General features: G+C 73.9%; 24 protein-coding genes and 1 pseudogene. 11 read left to right on the forward strand and 14 right to left on the reverse strand.

The window, feature by feature from the left end; translation table 11 throughout:
* Positions 1-3: 3 nt before the first annotated feature.
* Both ACFT41_RS05095 and ACFT41_RS05100 read right to left on the reverse strand, forming a co-directional pair.
* A complete protein-coding gene (locus tag ACFT41_RS05095; protein ID WP_377584398.1) occupies positions 4-834 on the reverse strand; it encodes an SGNH/GDSL hydrolase family protein in 831 nt (276 codons plus the stop codon).
* Positions 831-1,928 (reverse strand): SGNH/GDSL hydrolase family protein, encoded by a 1,098-nt coding sequence (locus ACFT41_RS05100; RefSeq protein WP_377584396.1) that lies wholly within the window; start codon positions 1,926-1,928, stop codon positions 831-833. The genes ACFT41_RS05095 and ACFT41_RS05100 overlap by 4 nt, the downstream gene beginning before the upstream one ends.
* A 130-nt stretch (positions 1,929-2,058) precedes the next feature.
* Between ACFT41_RS05100 and ACFT41_RS05105 the strand changes: the two genes are divergently transcribed.
* From ACFT41_RS05105 to ACFT41_RS05115, 3 genes are all read left to right on the forward strand, one after another.
* Complete coding sequence (locus tag ACFT41_RS05105; RefSeq protein WP_377584393.1) at positions 2,059-2,415, forward strand: YkvA family protein; 357 nt, start codon at positions 2,059-2,061, stop codon at positions 2,413-2,415.
* A gap of 75 nt (positions 2,416-2,490) precedes the next feature.
* Positions 2,491-3,861 (forward strand): cystathionine beta-synthase, encoded by a 1,371-nt coding sequence (locus ACFT41_RS05110; protein WP_377584390.1) that lies wholly within the window; start codon positions 2,491-2,493, stop codon positions 3,859-3,861.
* A gap of 154 nt (positions 3,862-4,015) precedes the next feature.
* Positions 4,016-4,960, forward strand: coding sequence for a hypothetical protein (locus ACFT41_RS05115; RefSeq protein ID WP_377584388.1), 945 nt, complete (start codon positions 4,016-4,018; stop codon positions 4,958-4,960).
* 78 nt (positions 4,961-5,038) lie between these two features.
* Here the strand turns inward: ACFT41_RS05115 and ACFT41_RS05120 are convergent, their stop codons facing one another.
* From ACFT41_RS05120 to ACFT41_RS05140, 5 genes are all read right to left on the reverse strand, one after another.
* Positions 5,039-5,548: a GNAT family N-acetyltransferase gene (locus ACFT41_RS05120; protein ID WP_377584385.1), complete on the reverse strand. Its 510-nt coding sequence runs from the start codon at positions 5,546-5,548 to the stop codon at positions 5,039-5,041.
* Positions 5,545-6,477 carry a ribonuclease Z gene (locus ACFT41_RS05125; RefSeq protein WP_377584382.1) on the reverse strand — a complete coding sequence of 311 codons (933 nt, stop codon included), beginning with the start codon at positions 6,475-6,477 and terminating at the stop codon, positions 5,545-5,547. The genes ACFT41_RS05120 and ACFT41_RS05125 overlap by 4 nt, the downstream gene beginning before the upstream one ends.
* 383 nt (positions 6,478-6,860) lie before the next feature.
* Positions 6,861-8,048 carry an osmoprotectant NAGGN system M42 family peptidase gene (locus ACFT41_RS05130; RefSeq protein WP_377584379.1) on the reverse strand — a complete coding sequence of 396 codons (1,188 nt, stop codon included), beginning with the start codon at positions 8,046-8,048 and terminating at the stop codon, positions 6,861-6,863.
* A complete protein-coding gene (gene ngg, locus ACFT41_RS05135; protein WP_377584377.1) occupies positions 8,045-9,925 on the reverse strand; it encodes an N-acetylglutaminylglutamine synthetase in 1,881 nt (626 codons plus the stop codon). The genes ACFT41_RS05130 and ngg overlap by 4 nt, the downstream gene beginning before the upstream one ends.
* 2 nt (positions 9,926-9,927) lie before the next feature.
* A complete protein-coding gene (locus ACFT41_RS05140) occupies positions 9,928-11,712 on the reverse strand; it encodes an N-acetylglutaminylglutamine amidotransferase (RefSeq protein WP_377584374.1) in 1,785 nt (594 codons plus the stop codon).
* A 385-nt stretch (positions 11,713-12,097) separates the two neighbouring features.
* Between ACFT41_RS05140 and ACFT41_RS05145 the strand changes: the two genes are divergently transcribed.
* Entirely contained in the window at positions 12,098-13,723 is a 1,626-nt protein-coding gene (locus ACFT41_RS05145; RefSeq protein WP_377613748.1) for a PKD domain-containing protein, read from the forward strand.
* A gap of 11 nt (positions 13,724-13,734) precedes the next feature.
* Here the strand turns inward: ACFT41_RS05145 and ACFT41_RS05150 are convergent.
* From ACFT41_RS05150 to msrA, 4 genes and pseudogenes are all read right to left on the reverse strand, one after another.
* Positions 13,735-13,803, reverse strand: a pseudogene (locus ACFT41_RS05150) (peptide-methionine (S)-S-oxide reductase); the annotation flags it as partial.
* Positions 13,804-13,840: 37 nt separating this feature from the next.
* On the reverse strand, positions 13,841-14,131 hold the full coding sequence (locus ACFT41_RS05155; RefSeq protein ID WP_377584369.1) for a type II toxin-antitoxin system RelE/ParE family toxin: 291 nt from the start codon (positions 14,129-14,131) through the stop codon (positions 13,841-13,843).
* Entirely contained in the window at positions 14,128-14,412 is a 285-nt protein-coding gene (locus ACFT41_RS05160; RefSeq protein WP_278092297.1) for a type II toxin-antitoxin system Phd/YefM family antitoxin, read from the reverse strand. Before ACFT41_RS05160 ends, ACFT41_RS05155 begins: the two co-directional genes overlap by 4 nt.
* An 89-nt stretch (positions 14,413-14,501) precedes the next feature.
* On the reverse strand, positions 14,502-15,161 hold the full coding sequence (gene msrA, locus ACFT41_RS05165) for a peptide-methionine (S)-S-oxide reductase MsrA (RefSeq protein WP_377584366.1): 660 nt from the start codon (positions 15,159-15,161) through the stop codon (positions 14,502-14,504).
* A gap of 216 nt (positions 15,162-15,377) precedes the next feature.
* Between msrA and ACFT41_RS05170 the strand changes: the two genes are divergently transcribed.
* Complete coding sequence (locus ACFT41_RS05170; protein WP_377584363.1) at positions 15,378-16,079, forward strand: hypothetical protein; 702 nt, start codon at positions 15,378-15,380, stop codon at positions 16,077-16,079.
* An 83-nt stretch (positions 16,080-16,162) separates the two neighbouring features.
* Here the strand turns inward: ACFT41_RS05170 and ACFT41_RS05175 are convergent, their stop codons facing one another.
* On the reverse strand, positions 16,163-16,582 hold the full coding sequence (locus ACFT41_RS05175; protein WP_377584361.1) for an HIT family protein: 420 nt from the start codon (positions 16,580-16,582) through the stop codon (positions 16,163-16,165).
* A 193-nt stretch (positions 16,583-16,775) separates the two neighbouring features.
* On the opposite strand from ACFT41_RS05175, the gene ACFT41_RS05180 reads away from it, so the two are divergent.
* The 3 genes from ACFT41_RS05180 (at position 16,776) to ilvA (ending at position 20,656) form a co-directional block, all read left to right on the forward strand.
* A complete protein-coding gene (locus ACFT41_RS05180) occupies positions 16,776-17,918 on the forward strand; it encodes a cystathionine gamma-synthase (RefSeq protein WP_377584358.1) in 1,143 nt (380 codons plus the stop codon).
* A gap of 15 nt (positions 17,919-17,933) precedes the next feature.
* On the forward strand, positions 17,934-19,346 hold the full coding sequence (locus ACFT41_RS05185; protein WP_377584356.1) for an amidase: 1,413 nt from the start codon (positions 17,934-17,936) through the stop codon (positions 19,344-19,346).
* An 89-nt stretch (positions 19,347-19,435) separates the two neighbouring features.
* On the forward strand, positions 19,436-20,656 hold the full coding sequence (gene ilvA / locus ACFT41_RS05190; RefSeq protein ID WP_377584354.1) for a threonine ammonia-lyase: 1,221 nt from the start codon (positions 19,436-19,438) through the stop codon (positions 20,654-20,656).
* A gap of 81 nt (positions 20,657-20,737) precedes the next feature.
* On the opposite strand, the gene greA is transcribed toward ilvA, so the two are convergent.
* On the reverse strand, positions 20,738-21,238 hold the full coding sequence (greA, locus tag ACFT41_RS05195) for a transcription elongation factor GreA (protein ID WP_377584351.1): 501 nt from the start codon (positions 21,236-21,238) through the stop codon (positions 20,738-20,740).
* A gap of 140 nt (positions 21,239-21,378) precedes the next feature.
* The gene (locus tag ACFT41_RS05200) at positions 21,379-21,813 is read right to left on the reverse strand and encodes a DUF4307 domain-containing protein (protein WP_377584349.1); all 435 of its coding nucleotides are present in this window, start codon (positions 21,811-21,813) and stop codon (positions 21,379-21,381) included.
* 179 nt (positions 21,814-21,992) lie between these two features.
* Here ACFT41_RS05200 and mca point away from each other — a divergent pair, with 179 nt between their 5' ends.
* The 3 genes from mca to ACFT41_RS05215 all read left to right on the forward strand — a co-directional run bounded on the left by mca (position 21,993) and on the right by ACFT41_RS05215 (position 26,130).
* A complete protein-coding gene (gene mca, locus ACFT41_RS05205; protein WP_377584346.1) occupies positions 21,993-22,874 on the forward strand; it encodes a mycothiol conjugate amidase Mca in 882 nt (293 codons plus the stop codon).
* Between the two features lie 120 nt (positions 22,875-22,994).
* A complete protein-coding gene (locus tag ACFT41_RS05210; protein ID WP_377584344.1) occupies positions 22,995-23,336 on the forward strand; it encodes a hypothetical protein in 342 nt (113 codons plus the stop codon).
* A 295-nt stretch (positions 23,337-23,631) separates the two neighbouring features.
* On the forward strand, positions 23,632-26,130 hold the full coding sequence (locus ACFT41_RS05215) for a putative bifunctional diguanylate cyclase/phosphodiesterase (RefSeq protein WP_377584411.1): 2,499 nt from the start codon (positions 23,632-23,634) through the stop codon (positions 26,128-26,130).
* Positions 26,131-26,136: the final 6 nt, after the last annotated feature.

Consider the following 26,136-nt stretch of genomic DNA (forward strand, 5'->3'; position numbering starts at 1 on the left):
CGTTCAGTGGCGGGAGGCGACGTTCGCGGCGGCGGCGATGGCCGGGAGCAGGGCGTGCGCCCAGATCCGGTAGCCGTCGGCGGACGGGTGGAAGCCGTCGTGGCAGAACGCGCCGGCGTCGGCCCGGAACACCGGGCCGGTCTCGGTGCCCAGGTCGACCACCGTGCCGCCCGCGTCGAGCACGGCGGCGGTCTGCGCGCGGGCGATCCGCCGGCCGGACCAGCCGACCACCTGCCGCAGCGGCGGCGCGATCGCGCGGGCCGCGCCGAGATCCGGGCAGGTGCCGACCACCACCTCGACGTTCGCCTCGCGCAGCCGCCGCACGGCCGACCCGAGGTATGCCCCGGCCTCGGCCGCGCTGCGCAGCGCGGTGGCGTCGTTGGCGCCGATCAGGACGACCGCCACGTCGGGGCGTGGGCCGAGCAGCGCCCGGGCCACCTGGGTGGCCAGGTCGGTGGAGCGGGAACCGGAGACCCCGACGCTGGACAGGTGCACCCGGCGGCCGGCCGGCCCTTCGGCGAGCAGGTTCGCCACCTGCCCGCCGACGGTGTCGCCGAGCCGGGCCACCCCGACCCCGAGCGCGGACGAGTCGCCGAGCAGGACCAGCCGCAGCGGCGGCGCACCGGCCCGGCCGACCGTGGCGCGCAGGGCCAGGCCCAGCTCGGGCTGGGCGTACGGGCGGTTGCGGGCCAGGAACGCCTCGCCGGCCAGGACGGCCGCGCCGCCGAGCGTCCCGGCGATCAGGGACACCGCCGCCGCCCTGCCCAACCGGACGGCGAACTCCGCGCCGGGCCCCCGCTCGCCACCGCCGCTCCTGCCGCCGTGCTCGGTCATGGCAGTCCCTCCAGTGTGGGTGAGTCGGCGGCCGGGCCGGCCTGCGGCACCGCGCCGACGCCGAAGAAGGCCCGCCGGCGCAGTTGCGCCCACCGCCCGCCCGGCCCGCGGTCGAGGCCCCGGACCTGGGTGGCGCTGACCTCCGTGCCGGCGTGCCGGGCCGCTTCCTGGGCCGCCTCCGGCAGCGACCGTACGCTTTCGCCCCGGGCGAGACCAGGACGGCGCTCCTGGACCCCGCCCAGCGCGGAGAGCATCGTCGGCAGCAGCGCGGCGGCGGCCACCGCGTACCCTTCTGCGGAGGGATGGAACCGGTCCCAGGCGAACATTCGGGTCGGCTCGGCGACGAACCGGGGCCCGAGCAGGTCACCGAGGGAGACCGTCCAGCCGCCCGCCTCGACCACCGCCATCGTCTGCGCGGCGGCGAGCTGCCGGCTCCACCGCCGGGCCAACCAGCGCAGCGGCGGCTGGATCGGCTGAATGGCCCCGAGGTCGGGGCAGGTGCCGACCACCACCTCGCAGCCGGCCCCGCGCAGCGCGCGGACCGCGTCGACCAGATAGCGCACCGCCAGGGCCGGCGGGGTGCGGTTGGTGACGTCGTTGCCGCCGATCAGGATCACCGCGACGTCGGGCGTCACCTCCAGCGCGGCCTCCACCTGCGGCTTCAGCCCGGACGAGATGGCGCCCACCACGGCGAACCGGTGCAGCCGGACCGGCCGGTGCAGCCGGCGGGACAGCCCGGTGGCCAGCAGCGAGCCGGGCGTCTCCCGGCGGCGGTGCACGCCGTAACCCGCGGCGGAGGAGTCGCCGAGGACGACCATGGTCAGCGGCGGGCCGGGGAGCTTCGCGCCGTAGACGCCGTCGCAACGGGGCGGGGGCGCCTCGGCCATCGGGATGGTGCGGCGGGCCTGCCGGGCCTGGCCGAGCAGGACGCCCGTCGTCGCGGCGACGGCCGCGGCGGTGGCGCCCGTGCCGATCGCCGCGAGGCGGGCCACCCGCCCGGCGCGTTGCCAACGTGGGCCGAGCTGCCGGCGCGGAACGGGCTGCGCGCGCGGACCGGCCGGTGCGACGGAACCAGCGACCCCAGCGACCCCCATGCACCGACATTATCGCGCCGGTACGACACGCCGCTGTCGTCGTACTGCCCGGTTGGTGGCTGGGAACCGACTGTTGCGGGTACCACTTGCGTCGGCACGGCACGCTGTGGAGTCGGGAAGGGGCGTGGAGATGGGGAAGACACTGAAGCGCGGCGCGGCGTTCACCGCGCTGGCCCGGGCGCTGACCGCCGGGACGCGGGGCGGCCCGTCGCTGGGGGCCCGGCTGGCGGCGCTGCCCCGGATGATCCGGGCCACCACCCGCGGCGAGTACGACGGCGGCCTGCGGCTGGCCCTGATGACCGCGGCGACGGCGTACATCGTCTCGCCGATCGATCTGCTCCCGGAGATCCCGCTGGCGGTTTTCGGCCTGGCCGACGACGCGGTGATGGTGACCTGGCTGGCCGGTGCGGTGCTCGCGGAGACCGAGCGGTTCCTGGAGTGGGAGGCCCGCCGTGCCTCCGTCATCCCGGGCCATGTGGTGCCCTGACGGGACGTACCCTGGGCGTCGAATCAACGTCTGCCCGGCCGCCGTCGCCGGCGCCGCAACGAAGGGCACAACGAGGTGCACTACTACGACAACGTCGTCGAGATGATCGGCAACACCCCGCTGGTGCGGCTGCGCAACGTGACCGAGGGCATCCGGGCCACCGTGCTGGCGAAGGTGGAATACCTCAACCCGGGCGGCTCGGTGAAGGACCGCATCGCGCTGCGCATGGTGGAGGACGCCGAGGCTGCCGGCATCCTCAGGCCCGGCGGCACGATCGTCGAGCCCACCAGCGGCAACACCGGCGTCGGCCTGGCCCTGGTGGCGCAGCTCAAGGGCTACCGGTGCGTGTTCGTCTGCCCCGACAAGGTCAGCCAGGACAAGCAGGACGTGCTGCGGGCGTACGGGGCGGAGGTGGTGGTCTGCCCGACCGCCGTCGCGCCGGAGGACCCGCGCTCCTACTACAACGTCTCCGACCGGCTGGCCCGGGAGATCCCCGGCGCGTGGAAGCCCGACCAGTACAGCAACCCGGCCAACCCGCGCTCCCACTACGAGACCACGGGCCCGGAGCTGTGGAAGCAGACCGGCGGCGAGCTGACCCACTTCGTGGCCGGGGTGGGCACCGGCGGCACCATCTCCGGGATCGGTCGCTACCTCAAGGAGGCCTCCGACGGGCGGGTGCAGATCGTCGGGGCGGATCCGGAGGGTTCGGTCTACTCCGGCGGCACCGGCCGGCCCTACCTCGTGGAGGGGGTCGGCGAGGACTTCTGGCCCACCACGTACGACCGGGACATCGCCGACCAGGTCGTGGAGGTCTCCGACAAGGCGTCGTTCGAGATGACCCGGCGGCTGGCCCGCGAGGAGGGGCTGCTGGTCGGCGGCTCCTGCGGGATGGCCGTGGTCGCCGCCCTGGAGGTGGCCCGCGCCGCAGGCCCGGACGACGTGATCGTGGTGCTGCTGCCCGACAGCGGCAAGGGATACCTGTCGAAGATCTTCAACGACGCGTGGATGGCCCGCTACGGCTTCCTCGACAACTCCGGCACCGAGCCGACCGTGGCCGACGCCCTCGCCGGCAAGCCCGGCGGGCTGCCGGAGCTGGTGCACGTGCACCCGACCGAGACGGTCCGCGACGCCATCGACTACATGCGCGAGTACGGCGTCTCCCAGCTTCCGGTCCTCAAGGCCGAGCCGCCCGTGGTCACCGGCGAGGTGGCCGGCTCGGTCGCCGAGAAGGACCTGCTCGACGCCCTGTTCACCGGCCAGGCGCACCTGCACGACACCATCGAGCGGCACACCGCCGACCCGCTGCCGATGATCGGCGGCGGCCAGCCGGTGAGCGAGGCGGTGGCCCTGCTGGAAAAGTCCGACGCGGCGCTGGTGCTGGTCGACGGCAAGCCCAAGGGCGTGCTCACCCGGCAGGACCTGCTCGCCCACCTCGGCGCGCGCTGACCCGAAGCCACGGCGCAGGGCCCCCGCCACGGCCGGCGGGGACCCTGCGCTGTCCCACAGCAGGCCCACAAGCTCGGCACAGGGGATCCCTGACCTGCCCGCCTAGCGTCGGTGCCGGACCAGTTGATCCGGTACGACGTCCCGGGAGGAACCCATGCGCCACGACCTCGACCACCACGAAGGGCAGCGGGTCAGCCGCCGTCGGCTGATCGCCGGGGTCGGCTCGATCGGGCTGGCCGGCCTGTTGGCCGCCTGCGGCCGCGACGACGGCACCGTCACCACGTCCACCGGCGAGACCGTGTCCCCGCAGGCCACCGCCAGCACGTCGGCCGACCTTGCCGCGCTCTTCGCCGACGCGAACACGTGCACGCTGACCGCGAGCACCACCCAGGGCCCGTACTACTTCGACGCGGACAAGATCCGTAGCGACATCCGGGAGGACCGGGAGGGTACCCAGCTGCGGGTGGCGATCCGGGTGCAGGACAGCGAGCAGTGCGGGCCCCTGGCCAACGCCGTCGTGGAGATCTGGCACTGCGACGCCGAGGGGCTGTACTCGGGCGCGGAGGCGCAGTCGTCCGGCGCGGGCGGCGCGCAGGGCGGCACCTCGGGCGGCGGCACCCCACCCAGCGGCGCACCGGGCGGTGCCCCGCCGAGCGGCGGCGCGGCCCCGGGCGGGACCCCGCCGAGCGGCGCACCGGGCGGCGGCGCGGCCCCGGGCGGTGGCTCCGAGGGGTCGGCGGCAGACCTCACGCCGACCGACGACAAGCGGTACCTGCGTGGGGCCCAGGTCACCAACTCCGACGGGATCGTCGAGTTCACCACCATCTGGCCGGGCTGGTACCGGGGCCGCACGACGCACATCCACGCGATGGTGCACGTGGACAACGACCGCGTGCTCACCACCCAGATGATGTTCGACGAGGACCTCAACACCAAGGTGTACGCCGCCGCGCCGTACTCCGCGCACACCGGGCGGGACACCTTCAACGACAACGACACGATCTACGCCGACAGCATGCTGATGAAGGTCGTCGAGGACGGCGACGGCTACCTCGGCGTGATCAACTTCGCGGTCGACTCGGACCAGGACGGATCGTGAGCGCCCGCGTCCGTCCCGCCGAGGGCTGTGCAAGAAGGGGACCCTTCTCTACCGTATGCGTTGGCAGGGGGCCCTTCCTTACACAGCACGGGCGTAGCGGAGCTGGGGGGCGCGGGCGGCGCCGATCCGGTCCTCCCGGCGCTCGCCGGTGGGCTGCCAGCCGCCCCGCTCGTAGAACCGCCGGGCCGGCGTGTTGCCCTCCAGCACCCACAGCACCGCCCGGGCCCGGCCCCGGTCGCGCATGGTGGCCAGCGCGTCGTCCATCAGCGCCCGGCCGGTGCCCTGGCCCCGCTCGCCCGGGTCGAGGTGGATGGCGTTGAGCAGCCCCGTCGCCGGGTCGCCCGCATCGTCCGGGCCGAGGTAGCTGAAGCCGACCAGCCGGCCGTCGCGCTCGGCGACGGTCATCAGGTGGTCGTCGCGCTCCCAGGCCCACCGCTCGACCCAGTACGACCCCATCGCCTCCGCCGTCGGGTCGGCGAGGGCCTCGGCCGGCAGGAACGACGAGTATGCCGCCACCCGGGACCGCTGGTGCAGCGACCCCACGGCACGCAGGTCGTCGACGGTGGCGTGGCGGAGGGTGATCGTCACCCGGCCGAGGGTACCCGCCGGGGCGGGACGGGCACGGTGGTCAGGTCCTCGGCGACGACCAGCTCACCGGCGAAGTGCTCCCGGGCCTCGTCGGCGAAGCGCCGGGCGTCGCCGTAGCGCTGGGAGAAGTGGGTGAGCACCAGCGTGCGTACCCCCGACTCGGCCGCGACCCGGGCGGCCTGGCCGGCCGTGAGGTGCCCGACCTCGGCGGCGAGCGCGGCCTCGCTCGCCAGGAACGTCGACTCGATGACCAGCAGGTCGGCGTGCTCGGCGAGGGCGTACACGTTGTCGCAGAGCCCGGTGTCCATCACGAACGCGAACCGCTGCCCGGGGCGGGTCACGCTCACCTCGTCGCGGGTGACGCGGCGTCCGCCGACGTCGAGGTGGCCGGCGCGCAGCAGCTCGCCGACGGCCGGCCCGGCGATCCCGTACGCGGCGAGCCGCTGTGGCAGCATCCGGCAGCCGTCCGGCTCGACCAGCCGGTAGCCGTACGTCTCGATCGGGTGCCGCAGCAGGCGGGCCTCCAGCGTGCCGCCGCCGCGCAGGGCGACCCGCTGCCCGTCGGCGGTGATCGGCTCGACGGCCAGCTCGGCGGTCTCGTGGAAGGAGCTGGCGTGCCGCAGCCGGGCGAAGTAGTCGGCCCCGCCGGCCGGGAAGTGCACCGCCACCGGGTGCGGGACCCGGTCGAGCGAGAACCGCTGGATGGTGCCGGGCAGGCCGAGGCAGTGGTCGCCGTGGAAGTGGGTGACGCAGATCCGGGTGAGGTCGGTGGCGGTGACGCCGGTGTGCAGGAGCTGCCGCTGGCTGCCCTCGCCCGGGTCGAAGAGGATCACCTCGTCGTCCCAGCGCAGCACGTACCCGTTGTGGTTGCGCGCCCGGGTCGGGGTCTGGCTGGCCGTCCCGAGCACCACCAGTTCACGCATGGACACGACGTTCTCCCCGGCGGTACATGAAGCGACCCCCGGGGCTTCCGTGCTCGCGCACGGGCCGGCTGGACTGGGCCGGCACCCCGGGGGTCGGGTGGCTGTCGTGGTTTCGCCGCACCGCTGCCACACGGTCTCGACGATCGTGCACCCGCCTCGCGGCGGGCAGGTTCTCACTGTCGAGGACAGCGGCTAGCGGGCAGCCACCTCACGAGTCCGATTGCTATACAAGTCTGGACCACCTCCTTTCCCGTGTACCGCCACGCTATCCACATCCCCGGGGCGTCGGCAACGGATTTCGACCAGCGGCTCAGCGGCGCCGGCCGGCGGTGCCGGAGCAGCCCTCGACCGGCGGTGCCGCAGCAGGCCCGACCGGCCTGCCGGAGCGGTCAGTCGGCGATGCCGATGGGGCCCTCGCGCGGGCCCTCCGCGCTGGCCGGCTGCACCGCCAGCGACGGGAAGTCGGCCAGGTCGCCCTCCGGCTCGGCGTCCCACTCGGGGAACACCAGGTCGCTCTGGAGATAGAGGCAGAGCAGTTGGGTGAGGTGGCCCAGCCCGTCGAGGTGGGTGCGCTCGTGGCCGTGGGTGGCGTCCACCCCGAAGCCGAGCAGCGCCACCCGGGCGTGCGCGCCCGCCTCCACCGCCGCCGCCACGTCCGAGCGGTAGAACTCGAAGACGTCGCGGACCAGGTCCACCCCGTGCTCGCGGGCGATCGAGGCGAGGTTGCGGGTCAGGTGGTAGTCGAACGGGCCCACCCCGTCGCCCATGGCCAGGGTGGCCGCATTTTCCCGGGACTGCTGCCCTGGGGCGACCACCGCGGCGTCCACGGAGACGATCTCGGCGACGTCCGGGTCGAGGCCGTGGCTGGCCCCGTGCCCGATCTCCTCGGTGACCGTCACCAGCAGGTGCGCGGTCACCGCCGGGGTGACGCCCGCGTCGACCAGCGCCTTGAACGCGGTGAGCACCGCCGCGACCCCGGCCTTGTCGTCCAGGTGCCGCGACTTGACATATCCGCTGGGGGTGACCGTCGGGTTGGGCAGGAACGCCACGAAGTCCCCGACGTCGATGCCGAGCGCCCGCAGCCCGGCCTCGTCGGCGACGGGCTCGTCGACCCGGACCTCGACCTGCTCCCAGCCGACCCCCTGGAGGTCGACGTCCTCGTTGTAGCGGTGGCCGCTGGCCTTCAGCGGCAGCACCTGGCCGGTGACCACCCGGTCCAGGTCGTCGGTGAAGATCCGCACGTGCGCGCCCTCGGCGAACCGGGCGCTGTGCGTGCCGACCTGCATCAGCTCCAGCCGGCCGTTCTCCTTGAGCCGCTTCACCATGCCGCCGATGGTGTCGGTGTGCACCACGATCGCCCGGTCCGCCCCGGTCTGGCGGGGCCCCGGCAGGCAGGCGCTGAGCGCGCCGCGCCGGGTCAGCGTGGAGGAGATCCCGAGCGCGGAGAGGCGCTCGCCCACGTACTGCTGCACGTGGTCGGTGCGCCCCGACGGGCTCGGGATCTCCAGCAGCTCCACCAGCACCTGGCGGAGGTAGTCCAGGTCGATCTTCAGCGGGACGGGTCTGCGTGCGGTCATGCCTGAGAGCTTGCCGCACCCGCCGGTGTCCAGAGGCGTTGCGGTGCCCGCGTGCCGGGGAAGAGGAGGTCGACGAAGCGTTCGGCGGTGGGCTGCGGCTCGTGGTTGGCCAGGCCGGGCCGCTCGTTGGCCTCGATGAACACGTGCTCCGGCCGGCCCGGGGCGCCGACCAGCAGGTCCAGCCCGGTGACCGGGATGTCCAACGCCCGGCTGGCCGCCACGCACGCCTCGGCGATGTCCGGGTGCAGCTCGCCGGTCACGTCGTGGATCGTCCCGCCGGTGTGCAGGTTCGCGGTGCGGCGCACCGCCAGCACCGTCCCCTCGGGCAGCACGTCGTGCAGCTCGTAGCCGGCCTCGGCGACGACCTCCCGGGTCATGTCGTCGACGGGGATGCGCGACTCGCCCCCGGTGGCGGCGGCCCGTCGGCGGCTCTGCCGCTCGATCAGCTCGGCGATGTCGTGCACCCCGTCGCCGGTGACCTGGGCGGGCCGGCGGACGGCGGCGGCGACGACCTCGTGGTCGATGACGATCACCCGCAGGTCCTCGCCGTCGTGCAGCTGCTCGATCAGCACGTCCGGGCAGAAGCTCCGGGCCAGCGCCACGGCGGCGGTGAGCGCCTGCGGCGCGCGTACGCCGACGGTGATGCCGTTGCCCTGCTCGCCGCGTGCCGGCTTCACCACCACCCGGCCCACCTCGGCCAGGAACGCGGCGTCGGCCTCGGCGTCGGTGGCGGTCCGCCCACGCGGCACCGACAGGCCCGCCTCGGTGAGGATGCGCCGGGTGACCCGCTTGTCGTCGCACCGGCTCATCGCCACCGCCGAGGTCAGCTCGGACAGCGACTCCCGGGTGACGATCGTCCGGCCTCCGTTGCTCAGCCGCAGCTCGCCCCACTGCGGGTCGGTGACCTCCACCCGGATGCCCCGGCGCATCGCCTCGTCCGCGACGATCCTCGCGTACGGGTTGAGCCCGTGGTATCCCTTCGGGGCGGCCGGCAGGAACAGCCGCTCGTTGATCGGGTTCTTCCGCTTCACGCAGAGCGTGGCGGTGCGGTAGAAGCCGAGCCGCTCGTACAGCCGGATCGCCCCGGTGTTCTCGGCCAGCACCGACAGGTCGACGAACGCCCGCCCGCGCGCGGTGAGCCGGGCCGCCAGCTCGGTCAGCAGCGCCTGGCCGGTGCCGGGCGGCGCGGTGTTGAAGTCCACGGTCAGGCACCACAGGCTGGCCCCGTTGTCCGGGGCGGCGAAGACGGCCACGTGGTCCACGCCGGTGATCGTGCCGACCACGTCCCCGGTGGCGTCCTCGGCGACCAGGTGCAGGAACCGGTCGGTGCGGGCGTTGTCGACCAGCACGTCGACCGGGGCGGTGACCATGCCGTTGCGGGCGTAGATCCGGTTCACCGCGTCCGCGTCGTCGGCGTCGCGCAGCGTCCGGATCCGCAGCCCGGGCGGCCCGTCGCGCTCCCCGGCGTCCGTCCTGCCGGCCGGCGGCGCGGGCAGCCGCAGCCGGTACGTCAGCGACGGGTCGATGAACAACTCGTCGGGCAGCCGGGACACCAGCACGTGCGGGTCGCGCAGGTAGATGCAGATGTCCCGGGCCCCGGCCGCCTCCGAGCGCAGCACCGCCGCGACAGCGGCCTGCTCGGTGAACGTCTGGCCGAACACCAGCCGCCCCCAGCCGCAGTCGAGCACCACGCCGTCACCGGCGGGCGGCCCGTCCCGCCCGGCCCCCGCGTCCGGGGCGTCCGAGGTGTCCGGCGCGTCCGACGGGCCCGGGGCTGGCGCGATCGGGTCGCCGCCCGGCCCCACCCGCTCGCGGCGGCGACCCAGCACCCGTTCCCGGTCGGTCCGCGCCGTCCCGGTCGCCAGGGTGTCGCTCACGGTCAGTCGATTCCGTGGCTCTGGAGCCACATTTCCAGGAGTCCCAGTTGCCACAGCTTGTTTCCGTTCAGCGGAGTGAGTTCGGCGTTCGGGGCGGTCAGCAGCGCGTCGACGTACTCGGTGCGGAACAGGTTGCGGCGACGGGCCGCGGGCGCGTGCAGCGCGTCGCGTACCCGGTCGAGGAGCTTGCCCTCGAGGTGGGTGAGGCCCGGCACGGGGAAGTAGCCCTTCGGCCGGTCGATGACCTCGTGCGGCAGGACCCGGCGGCCGATCTCCTTGAGCACGCCCTTGCCGCCCTGGGCCAGCTTCAGCTCCGGCGGGCAGCTCGCGGCCAGCTCCACGAACTCGTGGTCGAGGAACGGCACCCGGGCCTCCAACCCGTGCGCCATCGTCATGTTGTCGACCCGCTTCACCGGGTCGTCGGTCAGCATGACCTGGGTGTCGATCCGCAGGCCGGCGTCGACGGCGGTGTGCGCGCCGGGCCGGGCCAGGTGGGCGGCCACGAACTCCCGCGCCGGGTCGCCGTCGGCCAGCCACGCCGGGTCCAGCACCCGGGCCAGGCCGGCCGCGTCCCGGTCGAAGAACGCCTTCGCGTACGTCTCGACGGCCCGCTCCCGGTCGACGCCGGCCAGCGGCGGGTACCAGTGGTAGCCGCCCAGGATCTCGTCCGCGCCCTGGCCGGACTGGACCACCTTGACGTGCCTGGACACCTCCTGGCTGAGCAGCCAGAACGCCACGCAGTCGTGGCTGACCATCGGCTCGCTCATCGCCGCCACCGCCGCCTCCAGCGGGGGCAGCAGGTCCCGGGCGGCCACCCGGATCTGGTGGTGGTCGGTGTCGAACGTCTTCGCCACCAGGTCGGAGTAGACGAACTCGTCGCCCTCCCGGCCGCCGACGGCGTCGAAGCCGATGGAGAACGTCGACAGGCCGCGCTGCCCCTGCCCGGCGAGCAGGGCGACGACCAGGCTGGAGTCCAGCCCGCCGGAGAGCAGCACGCCGACGGGGACGTCGGCGACCATCCGGCGACGCACCGCCGTGGTCAGCGACTCCAGCAGGGCGTCCTCCCAGTCGCGGGCGGACCAGCCGGCCCGCTCCTCGCGCCGGGTGAACGCCGGGTCCCAGTAGACCCGCTCGCGGGTGGTGCCGTCCGCCTCGTAGACCCGGACGGTGGCCGGGGGCAGCTTGGCGACCCCGCGCAGGATGGTGCGCGGCGGCGGCACGATGCTGTGGAAGCTCAGGTAGTGGGCCAGCGCCACTCCGTCGATGGTGGTGTCGACGCCGCCGCCGGCCAGCAGCGCCGGCAGGGTGCTGGCGAAGCGCACCACGCCCGGGGACTCGGCGACGTACAGCGGCTTGATGCCGAGCCGGTCGCGGGCCAGCACGAGGCGGCCGGTGTCCCGCTCGCTGATCGCCACGGCGAACATCCCGACCAGGTGGTCGACGAAGTCGAGCCCCCACTCGGCGTACGCCTTGACGACCACCTCGCTGTCGCCGGAGGAGAAGAAGCGGTGCCCCCGGGCCTGGAGTTGTTCGCGCAGCTCCCGGTAGTTGTAGACGCAGCCGTTGAAGACGCCGGTCAGCCCCGACGCCGGGTCGACAAGCGGCTGCCCGCTGGCCGCCGACAGGTCGATGATCTTGAGGCGGCGGTGGCCGAGGGCGGTCGCCCCCTGGGACCACACGCCGCTGTCGTCGGGGCCCCGGTCGCTCATCGTGGCCGCCATGCGTTCCACCGCCGCGACGTCGGCCCGCGAGCCGTCACGGCGGAACTCCCCAGCCAGTCCGCACATGCCAGCCAATGCTGCCAGAGGTGAGCGCCGTTCGCCGGGTGAGACGATGTCGTCGGCGTTACGTGCTTGCTAAAATGCGTGCCCTCGCGCCACGGTGCGCCGCCGCCCGCGGGCTATGCCATCAGGACCCACCGGCCGCCCGCTCAGCTGCCCACCCGGCCCACCCGGCCGGTTGTGAGAAACCCCGCATCGGTGCGACGCCGCCGGGCCCACGGTCGACCGTACCCGGCCGGACGGTCGCGCCCCACCCACCGCCGGTGGCCCGAACTCCCCCCGGACGGGGCATTCAGCGCCGAACGTCACCGTGCCAGGGTGAGGGCGGGCCCACGAGGAGGCGATGATCATGCGCGCGACGCGACGGACAGGCGTGCGGACGGGACGTGGCGTGCGTACCGCCGGCCGGCTGGCCCTGGCGGCGGCCCTCGCGGCGGCCGGGGTGCTGGCCGGGGTCGCCCCGGCGCAGGCCGTCGCCACCCGCACCGTGGCCTTCTGGAGCATGGACGAGCCGGCGGGCGCCACTGTGCTCACCGACAGCAGCGGCAACGGCCGGCACGGCGGCGTCGGCGCCGAGGTGGCGGCCGGGGTGCGCTACGACGGCGCGACCGCCCACCGCTTCGCCTACCACAACCCCGTCGACAAGGAGTACGTGCCGGGGCACGTGAACGTGGTGCCGGCGAGCAACGACCTCAACCCCGAGGGCGGCGACTTCTCGGTCTCGATCCGTTACCGGACCACGCGCTCCTTCGGCAACATCATGCAGAAGGGGCAGGGCGGCACGGCCGGCGGCTACTGGAAGTTCGAGGCGCCCGAGGGCAAGCCCCGGTGCATGTTCCGGGGCGGCGACGGGGCGACGCGCACCGGCTACACGGGCACGTCCATCGCGGACGGGCGGTGGCACACCGTCACCTGCAACCGCACCGCCAGCTACGTCGAGATGTACGTCGACGGCGTCCGTACCAGCCGGCTCACCGGCCCCACCGGGACGATCGCCAACAACTGGCAGTTCGCGATCGGTGGCAAGAGCTCCTGCGACGGGGTGAAGGTCACCTGCGACTACTTCGCCGGGGACATCGACTGGATCCGCCTGGTCAAGGGCTCCGGCGGTGCCGCCAACACCCCGCCGCGCGCCGACCTCGCGGCGTCCTGCTCCGGGCTGGTGTGCGCGTTCTCCGCCGCCGGTTCCACCGACGCCGACGGCGCGGTCCAGGACCACGCCTGGGACTTCGGCGACGGCGCGGGCGCCGGCACCGCCAGCGTCCCCACCACCACCCACACGTACGCGCAGGCCGGCACCTACCGCGTGGCGGTCACCGTGACCGACGACCGGGGTGCCACCGGCACCGCCACCCGGGACGTCACCGTCGCGCCGCTGCCGGAGCTGATCTCGTACGTCGGCCAGGCCACCGCCAACGCGAACGTCACCAACCACTCCGTCGCCGTGCCCGCCGGGGTCCAGCCGGGGGACACCCTGCTGCTGTTCCTCAGCCAGAACACCCACGCCGCCACCGGGGAGCCCACCGGGGTCACCGGCTGGACGCGACTGGACCGCCTCGACGGGGGCTACGCCACCACCACCGCCTGGTGGAAGGTCGCCGCTCCCGGCGACGCCGGCACGACCCTGCGGATCACCCTCGGCAGCCAGTCGAAGGGGAACCTGGTCGTCGCCGCGTACCGGGGCACCGACCCGGCCGCCCCGCTGGCCGCGTTCGCCCGCGCCACCGACCCGGCCAGCTCCGCCACCCGGGTCACCCCGACCGCCCAGGTCGCCGCCGAACGCGGGTGGGGCGTGTCGTACTGGCTGCACGGCGACGCCACGTCGACCGCGCTGACCCCGCCGCCCGGGGTGCAGGTGCGCAGCAACAGCTCGCAGACCGGCGGGGGACGGGTCACCGGGCTGCTCGCCGACTCGGGCGCATCGGTGCCGACCGGCGCGTACGGCGGCCTCAGCGCGACCGCCGCGGCGGCCAGCACCACCACGACCACCTGGACCGTCGTGCTCCGCCCCGTGTGAAAGGCGACGGCCCGGGCCACGCCGACCGGGCAGCTCAGCCCGTTCGGCCCGTGGTTGCAGTACCCGTCCGGGTTCTTCGATCCTGGCGAACGATGCACTACTGATTCCCGCCTTGAATCAACGCGACCGGTAAGCGTCGGCGCGGTGCTCGATGGCCGTCACGGTCACGACGCGGTCGTCCCCGTCGATCTCGTAGAGGACGCGGTACGTGCCGCGCCTGGCCGACCAGGTGCCTTCGAACGGCGGCAGAAGGAGTCGTTTGCCGACGCGATGCGGGTTGTCGAGGAGGGCGGTGGTGATGAACTCGTAGACGGCCGCGTAGATCTTCTCTGGTAGCCGTCCGGCCAAGGCGCGTGCGGCCGGGCCGGTGACCTGAAGTCGGTAGCGGCCGGGGTCCGGACCGGTCACCTTGCCTGCTTTGATCGCTTCGCCATCAGCGCCGCGAGTTCGTCGGCGTCGAGGACGTCACCGGCTTCGACGGCGGCCTTGGATTCGCCAAGTTGCCGCATGGCCTCGGCGCTGGAGAGAACCTCCAGGGTCTCTTCCAACGCGGCGAGGTCGTCGGCGGAAATGAGCACAGCGGCGGCGTGGCCGTGCCTGGTGATCTCTATCCGCTCATGGGTCGAGGCCACCTCGTCGATGAGTTCCGAAAGGCGGTTGCGGGCCTCAGTGAACGGCACGGCAGTCATGCTCGAAGCATAGCCAGATTCTGGCGCGAAGTCTGTACAGAATTCCGGGCCCGAGGCCACCGGGCCGTAAGCCCGGTGGCCTGCGGTGGCTAGCTGGTCTTCGCGACACCTACGGGGCAGGTCATGCCGTTCGGGCCGTGGTTGCAATACCCTCCCGGATTCTTCGTGGGCGCGAGGTACTGCTGGTGATGGTCCTCGGCGAAGTAGTAGTCGCCGAGCCGGTCGATCTCCGTGGTGATCTCACCCTTGCCGGCCCGCGCCACGATCGGCGCGAACGCGTCCCGCGACGCGGTGGCGGTGGCGAGCTGCTCGTCGGTGCTGGCATAGATCGCCGACCGGTACTGGGTGCCCACGTCGTTGCCCTGGCGCATGCCCTGGGTCGGATCGTGGTTCTCCCAGAACACCTTCAGCAGGTCCTCGTAGCTGATGGTCGTGGGGTCGTAGACGACCTGGACGACCTCGGTGTGCCCGGTCATGCCCGAGCAGACCTCCTCGTACGTCGGGTTCGGGGTGATCCCGCCCGCGTAGCCGACGGAGGTGGTGAGCACGCCGGGCAGGGTCCAGAACAGCCGCTCGGCGCCCCAGAAGCAGCCCATCCCGAAGACGGCGACCTGCGCGCCCGCAGGGAAGGGCCCCTTCAGCGAGGAGCCGAGCACCTCGTGGCGGTCGCCGATCGGCATCGCGATCGGGCGGCCGGGCAGGGCCCGGTCGGGGGTGGGCAGCTCGGACTTCATGCGGCGAAGGAACACGGTGGAACTCCTCTCGTACCTCTCCCCGCGTGCAACACCGCCGGGCCCCCGTTCCTTACCCGCCGGTCGAATGATCAGGCGCGTACGCCGGAGCCGCCGGGTTTCCTCGCAGATGACGGCATTCTCCGGTCTTGCGCAGTAACCGTTCTTCATGCTGCTCGTCAGGCTTTTCGTAGGGTTTCACCCGCGCGTGCTGTGGAGACGTGGAGGTGCCTGATGGAAACGGCCATCGGAAGGACGGTGCGCGCCGGTCGACGCGGAAGGCCACTCGCGGGTCCCCGCCTCGGGCTGGCGCTGTCGTTGGCGCTCGGACTGGCGGCACCCGCGGCCCTCGGCCTCCTCCCGCCGGCCGGGCCCACGGCGTCGGTCGCCGTCGCCACCCCCCAGCCCTACCCGCCGTATCCGCCCTCGCCCCCGGGCTCGCCGCAGCCGCCGACGTCCAGTCCCACGGTCACGCCCACGGCCACCGGCACCGGAGGGCAGCCGCCGGCGGTAGCGCTGTGCCGCGAGGAGGGCCTGCGGGCGGTGCTGCCCGACTCCGGCGCGGAGACCACCATCGGCGCGGCCTGCGTGCGCGGGGACACCGTGGAGCGCTGCCGCATCGACCTGCCGCGAGCAGGCGCCGGCGGCGAGGCGCAGAAGGCGGACCTGCGTACCAGCGTCGAACAGGGCCCGGTGACGATCGGCTGGGTGACCCTCTCCACGCCGCAGGGCGACGCCGCCCGGCCACGGGTGGACGACCACGCCGTGACCCGGTACGCGTCGACGGGGCTGACCGCCTGCGCCCTGAAGCGCGCCGAGTCGCCGGGCCTGCTGCGCTCGGAATACGTGCGCTACGGCGGCGGTGGCGGGCTGCTGCTCTGCCTCGTCGGGGGTGCACTCCTGTTCACCGGCCTCCGTCGCCGCCGCGCCGGCTGACGGGCTCTGTCGCCGGGCCCCGCACGCGACCACTGACGGGCCGCGGCCCGGCGTCGGCTGACGGCGTGGCGGGCCCGCTCCCGTCAGTGGTCGGCCAGGGCAGCGGCCACCCGGGCGGCGTACGACCCGGCCTCGGCGTCGTCGGTGTAGCGGGTGCGGGGCCAGAAGAACCCGCGCAGGCCATCGCCCTTCGTCCTCGGCACCACGTGGGTGTGCAGGTGCGGCACCGACTGGGACACCCGGTTGTTCGTCGCCACGAACGTGCCGCCGGCCCCCAGTCCCGTCTCGACGGCCACGGCGACCCGCTGCACCAGCCCGAAGTAGCCGGGCAGGTCGCCCGCCGGCAGGTCGGCCAGGGTCACCAGGTGGGCGCGCGGCACCACCAGTACATGGCCCTTGAACACGGGCCGGGTGTCGAGGAACGCCACCCCCTGCGGGGTGTCGGCGACCCGGAACGCCGGGACGTCGCCGGCCACGATCCCGCAGAACACACACCCGCCCATCCGGCCAGGCTAACCGCGCGCCCCGCCCACCGCCGCACCGCGCAACTCCAGATCCGCATCACACACCGTATGGAACACCGGTCGGACAACCTCACGAAGGCGCGGCCGGCTCAGGAGGCGGTGAGAGGGGAACCCTTCTCTACCGTAGGCGTTAACAAGGGGCCCCTCCTTCCCACCGGCTAACGTCTGCGGCATGAACCACGGCTTCGAGACGCTCGCGATCCACGCCGGACAGGACCCGGAGGCCCGCACCGGCGCGGTGATCCCACCGATCTACCAGACCAGCACGTACGCCCAGGACGCCGTCGGCGCGCCCCGGCAGGGCTACGAGTACAGCCGCTCCGGCAACCCCACCCGCGACGCGCTCCAGGAGTGCCTCGCCGCGCTGGAGGGCGGCCCCGTCGGGCTGGCCTTCGCCAGCGGACTCGCGGCCGAGGACGCCCTGCTGCGTACCGTCTGCAAGCCGGGCGACCACGTGGTCATCCCCGACGACGCGTACGGCGGCACGTACCGGCTGTTCGCGAAGGTCGCCGAGCGGTGGGGGCTGGCGTACACCCCGGCGAAGGTCTCCGACGTCGACGCCGTGCGGGCCGCGATCCGCCCCGGCGTCACCCGGATCGTGTGGCTGGAGACACCGACCAACCCGCTGCTCGGCATCGCCGACATCGCCGCCCTGGCCGCCGTGGCCCACGACGCCGGCGCGCTGCTGGTGGTCGACAACACGTTCGCCTCGCCCTACCTCCAGCAGCCGATCACGCACGGCGCGGACGTCGTGGTGCACTCCACCACCAAGTACGTCGGCGGGCACTCCGACGTCGTCGGCGGTGCGCTGGTCGCCGCCGACCGGGGCCTCGGCGAGGAGCTGCGCTACCACCAGAACGCGATGGGCGCGGTCAACGGCCCGTTCGACGCGTGGCTGACCCTGCGCGGCATCAAGACCCTCGGCGTACGGATGGACCGGCACTGCGACAACGCGGAGCGGATCGCCGCCCACCTCGACGGGCACCCGAAGGTGGGTCAGGTGATCTACCCGGGCCTGCCGTCGCACCCCGGTCACGAGGTGGCCGCCAAGCAGATGCGCCGCTTCGGCGGCATGATCTCGTTCCGGGCGGCCGGTGGCGAGGAGCACGCCGTGGACATCTGCAACCGGGCCAAGCTGTTCGTGCTCGCCGAGTCTCTCGGCGGGGTGGAGTCCCTGATCGAGCACCCGGGCCGGATGACACACGCAAGTGCCGCCGGCTCGCCGCTTGAAGTTCCCGCCGATCTCGTGCGACTGTCTGTCGGCATCGAGACGGTCGACGACCTGCTCGCCGATCTGGAGCAGGCGCTGGGCTGACCGTGGCTGGGGAGGATGGCCGTGCAGGACATCATGCCGACGACCTGGGTGGGCGCGACCGCGAAGCAGATCGCCCGCGGCGTACGCCGGGGTGACGTCTCCGCCACGCAGGTCGTGGCCGACCACCTCGACCACATCGCCCGGGCCGACGCCGACCTCGCCGCGTTCCGCACGGTGCGCGGCGGGGAGGCGATCACCGAGGCGGAGAAGGTCGACGAGCAGGAGGAGCTGGCCAACCTCCCGCTGGCCGGGGTGCCGGTCGGGGTCAAGGAGAACACCGCCGTCGCCGGTCTGCCCACCTGGCACGGCTCGGCGGCGGTGCGCAGCGCCGTGGCCGAGGCCGACCACGAGGTGGTCCGGCGGCTGCGCGGCGCGGGCGCGGTGATCCTCGGGGTGACCCGGATGCCCGAGCTGGGGCTGTGGGCGCTCACCGACGACGCGAGCGCGGTCACCCGCAACCCGTGGGATCCCCGGCGCACCCCCGGCGGCTCGTCCGGCGGTGCGGCGGCGGCGGTGGCCGCCGGGCTGGTGCCGATGGCGCACGGCAACGACGGCCTCGGCTCGATCCGCATCCCGGCGGCCTGCTGCGGGCTGGTCGGGCTCAAGCCGGGCCGGGGCGTGGTGCCGTGCCAGCTCGGCGCCGACGACTGGTTCGGCCTCACCGAGCACGGCATGCTGACGTCCACCGTCGCCGACGCGGCGGTCGGCTTCCAGGTGCTCGCCGGCCGGCCGCAGGAGAAGCTGGTCCCGCCGCAGCGGCTGCGGGTCGGCGTGTCGCTGCGGTCCCCGGTGCGCGGCGTCGCCCCGGACGCGCCGAACCGGGACGCGGTCGCCGCCGCCGGCCGGCTGCTCGCCGCCGCCGGCCACGACACCGTCCCCGCCGACCCGGTCTACCCGACCCGCCTCGGCCTGGCCGGCATCGCCACCTGGTTCGCCGCTGCCGCCGCCGACGTGCGGGCCGCCGGGCTAGACCCGCGCGGGCTGCAGCGGCGCAGCCGCCGGCACGTCGCGCTGGGCGAGTGGGCGCAACGCCGGGGGTACGTCCGCGAGTCCGACCGGGCCGCCTGGCGCGAGCGGTCCATCGGCTTCTTCGCCGACCACTCGGTCGACCTGCTGCTCACCCCGGCGCTGGCCGGGGCGCCGCCGGAGGCCGCCGGCTGGTCCGGCCGGTCCTGGGCGGCGAACATGAAGGCCAGCATCCGCTACGCCCCGTACGCGGCCCCGTGGAACATCGCCGGCCTGCCCGCGATCGTCGTGCCGGTGGGCCGCCGCCCCGACGGGCTGCCGGTGGCGGTGCAACTCGTCGGCCCGCCCGGCTCGGAGCTGCTGCTGCTCGGCGTCGCGGGTCAGTTCGAGATGCAGGCCCCGTGGGCGCGGCACGCCCCCGGCTACCCCCGCGTCGGCACGGGGTCACCGGCCGTCGCGTGATCGCCCGGCCCGGCGTGATCGGCTCGTAGCCGCAGGTAGCGGCCGGTGTCGCCGCCGCCGGGCGGTGCCGGTGGTGGCACGATCGGGGCATGACGGAACTGGTCGGCCTCGCCGAGGTGCGCGCCGCGCGGGAGCTGCTCGTCGGCGTCACCCGCACCACCCCGCTGGAGCCCTCCCGCCCGCTGAGCGCCGCGCTCGGCGGGCCGGTCTGGCTCAAGTGCGAGAACATGCAGCGCGCCGGCTCGTACAAGGTGCGCGGGGCGTACGTGCGGATCTCCCGGCTGTCGGCGGCGGAGCGCGACCGGGGCGTGGTGGCCGCGAGCGCCGGCAACCACGCCCAGGGGGTGGCGCTCGCGGCCGGGCTGGTCGGCACGCACGCGACGGTCTTCATGCCGGTGAACGCGCCGCTGCCGAAGGTCGCCGCCACCAAGGGGTACGGCGCGCAGGTCGAGCTGATGGGCAACACCGTCGACGAGTCGCTGGTCGCGGCGCAGACCTTCGCCGAGCGGACCGGGGCGATCCTCATCCACCCGTTCGACCACCCGGACGTGATCGCCGGGCAGGGCACCGTGGCGCTGGAGATCCTGGAGCAGTGCCCCGACGTGAAGACGATCGTCACCGGGGTCGGCGGCGGCGGCCTGATCTCCGGCATGGCGGTGGCGGCGAAGGCGCTGCGGCCCGACGTGCGGCTGGTCGGGGTGCAGGCGGCGGGCGCGGCGGCGTACCCGCCCTCGCTGGCGGCCGGCGAGCCGGTGCGGCTGCCGGCGTTCAGCACCATCGCCGACGGCATCGCGGTGGGCCGGCCGGGGGAGATCACCTTCAGCCACGTCCGCAAGCTTGTCGACGAGATCGTCACGGTCTCCGAGGAGGACATCTCCCGGGCGCTGCTGATGCTGCTGGAGCGGGGCAAGCAGGTGGTCGAGCCGGCCGGCGCGGTCGGGGTGGCGGCGCTGCTGGCCGGCGTGGTGGAGGTCTCCACGCCGGTGGTGGCGGTGCTCTCCGGCGGCAACATCGACCCGCTGCTGATGCTGCGGGTGATCGAGCACGGGCTCGCGGCGGCCGGGCGTTACCTGCGGGTGACGGTGCGTTGCTCGGACCGCCCGGGGCAGCTCGCGTCGCTGCTCAGCGAGATCGCCGAGCACCGGGCGAACGTGGTCGACGTGGAGCACCAGCGGGCCAACCCGCACCTGCGGCTCGGCGAGGTGGAGGTGGCGCTGTCGGTGGAGACCCGCGGCGTCGAGCACTCCGACACGCTGATCAGCGCCCTGCGGGCCAGCGGCTATCAGGTGGTCTTCGCCGCCGACCGCTGACGGTGCAAGGAAGGGCCCCTTGTTAACGCATTCCGTTGTACAAGGGGCCCTTCCTGACAGTTGTTCGGGTCGGCGCGCCGGTCAGCCGGTGAACGGCTCGAACTTGACCACCGTCACCTTGATGTCCGCGCCGCTCGGCGCGGTGTAGGTCACCGTCTGGCCGGGCCGGGTGCCCAGGATCGACTTGCCCAGCGCCGACTCGGGGCTGTAGACGGTCAGCTCCGTGGTCGAGGAGATCTCGCGTGACCCGAGCAGGAAGGTCTCGGTGTCGTCGGTGTCGTCGTCGAAGTAGATCGTGACGACCATCCCGGGGGAGACCGTGTCGGCGCTCGGCGCCCCGCCGACCTTGGCGGTGCGGAGCAGCTCCTTCAAGTAGAGGATCCGCCCCTCCTGCTTGCCCTGCTCCTCGCGGGCCGCGTGGTAGCCGCCGTTCTCCCGGAGGTCGCCCTCCTCGCGCCGCGCGTTGATCTCGGCTGCGATCACGGGCCGGTTGGCGATCAGCTCGTCGAGCTCAGCCTGGAGGCGGTCGTGCGCGTCCTGGGACAGCCAGGTGGCGGGCGCCTCGTTTCCGTTGTTGGACACAGGCGATCTCCTCGGTTGTGCGGACTGGCTGACGGGTGAACTACCAAGTTACCAGTGCCGTGCCCGTCCGGGTGCGGACGATCACCGCGGGTGCCGGTGGCGAGACCGCGGTGCGCGTGGCGAAATGGCGTTTCAGCAGCTCAGTCGGCCTGTCGGCAGCGCACCACCTCACCGATGAAAGGTCGGGCGGTGGTGGCCAGGCGATGTCGTGCTGCGGCCTGGGACTCGCCCGGCCGGGCGGTCACGGTGACCTCCTCACGGGCCACCTCCGCCCCGTCGTGCGAGCGGGCCCGCAGCACGCAGGTCGTCGAGCCACCCACCGGGACGGTCACCCGGAAGTCGACCACCACCTGGGAATCGGTGATGTCCGTGTAGGTGATCACCTGGGCGTCGTAGGCGGGGTCGCCGTACTTGCCGTACATGCTGAACGCCGCCAGCCCGAGTGCGGCCACCAGAGCCGTCGCGAGCAGCGCGAGCAGCGCCGGCCGGCGGCGTCCCGGCTCCCGGCGCCGGCCGTAGCGGCCCGGCGGGAACGCGGGCGCACCCGGCGTGATTGTGGCGTGCGTCTCGGTCACCGGCGGCGGTCTCCTGGCGTTGTTGTCGGCCCCATCGGCAAGAATGGCAGAGTCCAATCTTTCCAGCCCGGCGCCGGTTCGTGGACGAGTCCTCAGTCACCTTTGCTGAGGTAAGGATGACAGGCCGGCGGGCGACGCCGGCAGGCAGCGCCGGTTGGCACAGACGAGGAGCGCCGCAAGTGGCAGAGCAGCTGCGTCTCATGGCCGTCCACGCGCACCCCGACGACGAGTCGAGCAAGGGTGCCGCGACCATGGCGAAATACATCGCCGAGGGGGTCGACGTGCTGGTCGTGACGTGCACCGGTGGTGAGCGCGGCAGCGTGCTCAACCCGAAGATGGACCGGCCGGACGTGTGGGCCAACATCGCCGAGATCCGCCGTGCCGAGATGGACGCCGCCCGCGCCATCCTCGGCGTCGAGCAGGCCTGGCTGGGCTTCGTCGACTCCGGGCTGCCCGAGGGCGACCCGCTGCCGCCGCTGCCCGAGGGGTGCTTCGCCGGCCAGGACGTCGAGGTCGCCGCCGGTCCGCTGGTGCGGCTGATCCGGCAGTTCCGTCCGCACGTGATCACCACGTACGACGAGGAGGGTGGCTACCCGCACCCCGACCACATCATGACCCACAAGATCACCGTCGCCGCGTTCGACGCCGCCGGCGACCCGGAGCGCCACCCCGACCTCGGTGAGCCCTGGCAGCCGCTCAAGCTCTACTACGACGTGGGCTTTTCCAAGGGCAAGATCCTGGCGCTGCACGAGGGCATGCTCGCCGCCGGCCTCGCGTCGCCCTACGAGGAGTGGCTCAAGCGCTGGGCCGACCGTCCCGACAAGGGCCCCCGGATCACCACGCGCGTCGAGTGCGCCGACTACTTCCCGGTCCGCGACGACGCGTTGCGCGCCCACGCCACCCAGATCGACCCGGACGGCTTCTGGTTCCACGTGCCGATGGAGCTCCAGCGGCAGGCCTGGCCCACGGAGGACTTCCAGCTCGCCCGCTCGGTGGTGGACAGCCCGCTGCCCGAGTCCGACCTCTTCGCCGGGGTCCGCGAGACGGCCCACGCCTGCTGAGCGGCCCACGCCTGCTGTGGGGGGCGTGCCTGCTGCGCGCGGCACGTCCCCTGTACCGGCCGTACCCACCGATCCGACGCCGGGCTACCCTGGGGTCCTGCCACGATCCGGAGGAACACCATGCTGACCGCCGCCCAGGTGCTCGCGCAGAACAACTTCGGTGACACCCGCACGGGTGGCCTGGCCGGTCCGATGGGCCTCTTCCTCATCGTGCTGTTGGGCACCGCCACCGTGCTGCTCATCCGCAACATGAACTCCCGGCTGCGCCGCCTGCCCGACCACTTCCCCGCGCCCGGCGAGCCCGCCGACGCGGGCCGGGTGGACGCCGCCGTCGGGGGTGGGCAGGCGGCCACCGAGGCGGGGCGGGCCGACGCCACAGTCGTCGATCCGACAGACGGGACCTTGGGGCATGACTCACGCTCGACCGCCCCGAAGGGCCCCCAGCAGCACGGAAACGGGTGATCGGGGCGTGATTCACGCCGAAGCCGGCCGTCGCCCCCTGTTGCGCTCCCCGGCTTTGGCTTAGCCTTCCGCCGGGGGACCAAAAGTCCCCGGGCCGCGCGCGGGAGGGGGCACCGATGACCGGGTCAGCGACGGCTGCCCGCTGTGCGGTGCGGCGACCGGCTGCCCACCGTGCCGTGCGGTGCCCGGCTGCCTTCTGTGCGGTGCGGCGACCTGTGGACGGGGGAGGTCGGTGACCTCCGCCAGGGCCGACGATCCGCTCGACCTGCCGGAGCGGGCCGCCGCCGACCTCGACCTGCCGGCGGAGCGGAGCACCCCGCACCGCGGCCTCGCGCTGACCGTCGCCGTGGCGCTCACCGCCCTCGTGGCCGCCGGCATCGGCCTCACCCTCCCCGCCCACCTGCCGCCCGACGACCCGCTCCCGGCACCCGCCCGGTTCGGCATCGGCGTCGCCGTCGTCGTGGTCGCCCAGCTCGCCCGGCTACGGTTCCGCACCGCCTCCGGGATGGTCAGCACCACCTGGGGCGAGGCGGCACTCGTCGTCGGCCTCTACCTGGTTCCCGCCGGCTGGCTCCCGGCCGCCACACTCGTGGGCGCCGGGCTGGCCTGGGCGCTGCTCTCCCTGACCGCCGACCGCCAGCCGCCGCTGGAAACCGTCCGCATCGCCGCCTCGCTGAGCGCCGCCACCGCCCTCGCCGTCGCGGTCACCAGCGCCCTCGGCGCGCCCCTGCTCGCCACCCCCACCCCGGAACTGGCGCTGGCGCTGGCGGCCGGCTCGGTGACGTACCTGCTCGCCACCGCCTGGCTCGGCGGGGTCGCCGTCGCCCTGCGGCACGGCGTGCCGATGGGCCCGCCGCTGCTCGCCGCGCTCCGCGGCAAGCAGCTCATGTTCGTCGGGAACGTGGCCGTCGGCCTGGCCGCCGTGGCGCTGCTGGAGCTGGACGCCCGCTGGCTGCTCGCGTTCCCGCCCGTGCTCTGGCTGCTCCAGCAGACCTACCGGCACCGGCTGCGGGCCGACCAGGAGCGGCGCACCTGGCGGGCCTTCGCCGAGGCCACCGCCGCGCTCAACCAGCTCGACGAGCGGGGTGTGGCCACCGCGGCGGTCACCGGCGCGCTGACCCTCTTCGGCGCCGAGCTGGTCGACGTCGACGTGGCGCGGGGCGACGGCCGGTGGCGACGCTACCGGGGCGACAGTGGCGGCCGGGTGACCGACCGCGAGATCGACCCGTCCACCGGCTCCGCCGCCGGCCCGCACGAGCTGGTCCGCCCGCTGACCGTCGGCACCACCCGGGTCGGCGAGCTGCGCGTCCGCTTCCCCCGCTCGGCGCCGCCCAACGCCCGCGAGCAGGACGCCGCCGCCGCATACTCCGACGCCCTCGCCGCCGCCCTGCACGACGCCGCCACCCACCGCGAGCTGCGCCTGGTCACGGCCCGTTCGTCGTACGAGGCGGTGCACGACCCGCTGACCGGCCTGCTCAACCGGGCCGCCATGCTCGGCAAGGGCGACCAGGCGCTGCGGCAGCGCGCACACGACCACCCTGTGGCCCTGCTGCTGCTCGACATCGACCAGTTCAAAGAGGTCAACGACACCCTCGGGCACGCCGCCGGCGACCAGCTGCTGCGGCTGACCGCCAACCGGCTCGGCACGCTGACCCGCTCCGGCGACCTGCTCGGCCGCCTCGGCGGCGACGAGTTCGCCCTGCTGCTGACGTCGGTCCCGGTGCTCGGTGCCCGGACCGCGCCCATGGCGTACGCGCTGCGCCAGGCCCGGGAGATCGCCGAGCGGCTCGCCGCCCCGACCGAGGTGGCCGGGGTGCGGATGTCCGTCGAGGTGTCCGTGGGAGTGGTGGTGGCCGACGCCGGCACCGCCGACCTGACGGAGCTGCTGCGCCGGGCCGACATCGCGATGTACCAGGCGAAGGAGGGCGGCGGCAGCGTCGCCGCGTACGACAGCTCGAAGGATGCCGCGAGCACCGACCAGCTCGCGCTGCTCGCGGAGCTGCGGGAGGCCCTCGCCGCCGACGACCAGCTGGTGCTGGCCCTCCAGCCGGCGGTGGACCTCGCCACCGGCGCGCCGACCGGGGTGGAGGCGCTGATCCGCTGGCGGCACCCGCGCCGGGGCTGGCTCGGCCCCGGCGACTTCATCCGCCCCGTGGAGAACAGCGAGCAGCTCGGCACGTTCACCCGCTACGTGCTGGACAAGGCGCTCACCGTGGCCGCCGAGTGGGCCCGCACGGGCCTGGACGTGCCGATCTCGGTGAACCTCTCCGCCCGCAGCCTGCTCGATCCCCGGCTGCCGGCCGAGATCGGCGAGGCGCTGCGCCGCCACCAGGTGCCGCCGCACCGGCTGGTGCTGGAGATCACCGAGACGGTGGTGATGAGCGAGCTGGAGGTCATCGACGAGGTGCTGGCCACGCTGCGGTCGATGGGCGTGCAGCTCGCCGTGGACGACTTCGGCACCGGCTTCTCGTCGCTGGCGTTCGTGACCCGCATCGCCGTGGACGAGCTGAAGGTCGACCGGTCGTTCGTGATCCGGATGGCGGATTCGCCGGAGGCGGCGGCCATCGTCCGGGCCACCGTCGGGCTCGCCCACGAGCTGGGCCTGCGGGTGGTCGCCGAGGGCGTGGAGACCGCCGAGCAGCGGCTCGCGCTGGCGGAGCTGGGCTGCACGGCCGCCCAGGGGTACCACTTCTTCAAGCCGATGCCGGCGGACAAGATAAGCGCGGTGCTCGGGTCGCTGGTGGACACGTCCCAGGCCAACGTCGTGCCGCTGCGCGCCGACGGCGCCTCCTGACCGCGC

The sequence above is a fragment of the Micromonospora sp. NPDC057141 genome (genome assembly GCF_042670805.1).
In the GTDB taxonomy this organism is placed as follows: Bacteria; Actinomycetota; Actinomycetes; order Mycobacteriales; family Micromonosporaceae; genus Micromonospora.